Origin of the sequence: Protofrankia sp. Cas8 (assembly GCF_963555845.1) — a bacterium.
Lineage (GTDB): Bacteria > Actinomycetota > Actinomycetes > Frankiales > Frankiaceae > Protofrankia.
Map to the genome: position 1 here is coordinate 8878 of NZ_CAUVXI010000193.1, position 2137 is coordinate 11014.

General features: G+C 61.5%; 1 protein-coding gene and 2 pseudogenes. 2 read left to right on the plus strand and 1 reads right to left on the minus strand.

Annotated features, from left to right (window positions below; all coding sequences use genetic code 11):
* Positions 1 to 681: 681 nt before the first annotated feature.
* Positions 682 to 1182: pseudogene (locus U9977_RS27195) on the plus strand (RHS repeat-associated core domain-containing protein); the annotation flags it as partial.
* Entirely contained in the window at positions 1176 to 1535 is a 360-nt protein-coding gene (locus tag U9977_RS21715; protein WP_322751132.1) for a colicin immunity domain-containing protein, read from the plus strand. The pseudogene U9977_RS27195 and the gene U9977_RS21715, both read left to right, overlap by 7 nt.
* 399 nt (positions 1536 to 1934) lie before the next feature.
* Here the strand turns inward: U9977_RS21715 and U9977_RS21720 are convergent.
* A pseudogene (locus U9977_RS21720) lies at positions 1935 to 2137 on the minus strand (IS110 family transposase); the annotation flags it as partial.

Genomic DNA, 2137 nt, shown 5'->3' on the forward strand with positions numbered 1-2137 from the left:
GTGCCTGACTGGTCCAGATGATCGACTTCTGAATCGGGCTCTCGGAGCGAGACCCTTCATGGAGGTGATGATCGGCGTTTGTTTGTTGTTAGGTACGGTTTTTGGCCGGATAGGCGTACCTGACGACAAACTCATGCCGATCTTGTCGACGGACGGTACCCACCCTCAGTGCAGATGCGCCTGCCAGCCGGCGGGCACCTGCCGGGCTGGGCCGGGCTGGGCGTCGGCCGGCGAGCACGCCCGAGGCCGGGAATGATCTCAATCTTCTGGAGTATTGATGCTGATTATGTTCCAATATATTACTTTATGCATAGGGCTGTGATTGTGCGGCTGTGGGTCGCTTTCGGTGGTCGGTGGTCGGTGGTCGGTGGTCGGTGGTCGGTGGTCGGTGGTCGGTGACGATGCGGGGAGGGCCGTGGTGGGTGACTGGGGTGTTCTGGACCTGGAGGGTGATCCGACTCCGGGTGATCCGGATGCGGTGCGGGGCATGGCCATCCGGTTGCGGGACCAGGCCGATGTCGCCGAACACAACACCACTCGCCTGCGGGCGATCGCGGGTAGCGGTGGTGAGCTGGCGATGGCTGGTGATTACGCGCCGGCGTTCACCGAGGCGTTGGTGGAGCTGCCCGACGGGCTGGCCCGGTTGGCCCGGGCCTACCGTGGCTGTGGGGATGCGCTGTCGGCGCAAACTACAACTATCACCGCTACTACGACTCCGAGACCGCCCGCTACGACTCCACCGATCCCCTCGGCCTGGCCCCCGCACCCAACCCCCACACCTACGTCCCCAACCCCTATCAGGAGCTCGACCCCCTCGGTCTCGCGCCGTGCACCACTGGCAGCCGCGGTGCCGCAGCAAAGTGGGCAGAAAAGGCCGACTTCTCAAATTCGAAGGTTATGAATAAGAAGTACGATGCTCATGCTGTGGACTTCGGCATCGGCGGGAATAAAAACAAGGCGAACCTCGCCGCATTCCAAGATGCGATGAAAGCGCACATGACTGCCGACGGAACAAATATTTACAGATTTAACTACCGGGGTCAGGGTCAAGCGGTCGGGTTCATTGATTCGGTAACAAGTAAGATGGTCATGCTGCGTGCGGATTCCGGGCAGTTCTGGACCGTGTATCGTTTTGGCGACAATCAGTTTGCAGGAATTATCGATAATGGTTATCTATGGTGATTCGGAACTCGGCTGATGATGCGTCACAGCCGAGGCGGCGTGTCTGGTCATCGCCGTCTGAGGTCGATCCTGGAACCGGCATTGCCAGGCAGCTCGAACTAATGCATGAACTCATTGAGGCCAAGATGTCTGGCCCAGAGTTCGCACATGCGTGGCTGGCGGCTCGTCGTCATGCATTGGATGAGAAGGAGCGGGTTCGAGAGCGTTTCGATCGGATACTCACTGATGTCTTCTACCTTCTCGATGACTACGTGATCGACCCATCAATTCGTGATTCAGATGATATGACCGACGAGGAGCTGGTTGGGCGCGTCCGAAATGCACTGTGCGACCTATTGAGGTTGAACTCGTGACAATGAGGGCTGTTACGGTTCATGCAGGCGGACGGAGTGACCGCCGACACGCCGGGTGAGCACGGCGGCTAGGCTGCGCGCAGCCCGTCGCGCGGCGCAGGCCAGCACGGACGCCGGGGCCTTGAAACCCCTGCCCGCGACCGTGCTCGAAACCTTACCGGACGGCTCGCAGCTCGTGCGTGTACGCGAGTCCGACGCGATGCTCGCCCGCCGCCGCACGAAAACCGGCGCCGTCCATGTCGAACGGCCGGCGGTGGTCAGGTTCTGTGTTCCGCGGAACACCCAGATACAACGGCATCGTAGGTAGAAAACGTCATCATAATGACCGATTCCACCTACTGTTGCGGCTCGCACCGGCTCGCGGTAGGTGGTTCCGGTCATCAGGATGGCCTCAACGACCTACGCACCCCGGCCCAGCATGGTCGCGTACAGGAAGGCGTGGTGCTCGTCGAACCGTCCGGTGAGCGCGTCGCGTCGGACGTCGAGTCTGCGGCGCATCCCGGTGCGGGCGAGATTGGCAAGCACGTGCGGGTCGCGCTCGCTGGCGATGAGCGGGTCGAGCATCGCCCGACCCGAGATGCTCGGGCACCTCGAGCGGCGTG

What these genes read in the sequence shown, in the direction of transcription:
- U9977_RS21715 (WP_322751132.1), top strand. Translation starts at nt 1,176, where the DNA reads ATGGTGATTCGGAACTCGGCTGATGATGCGTCACAGCCGAGGCGGCGT.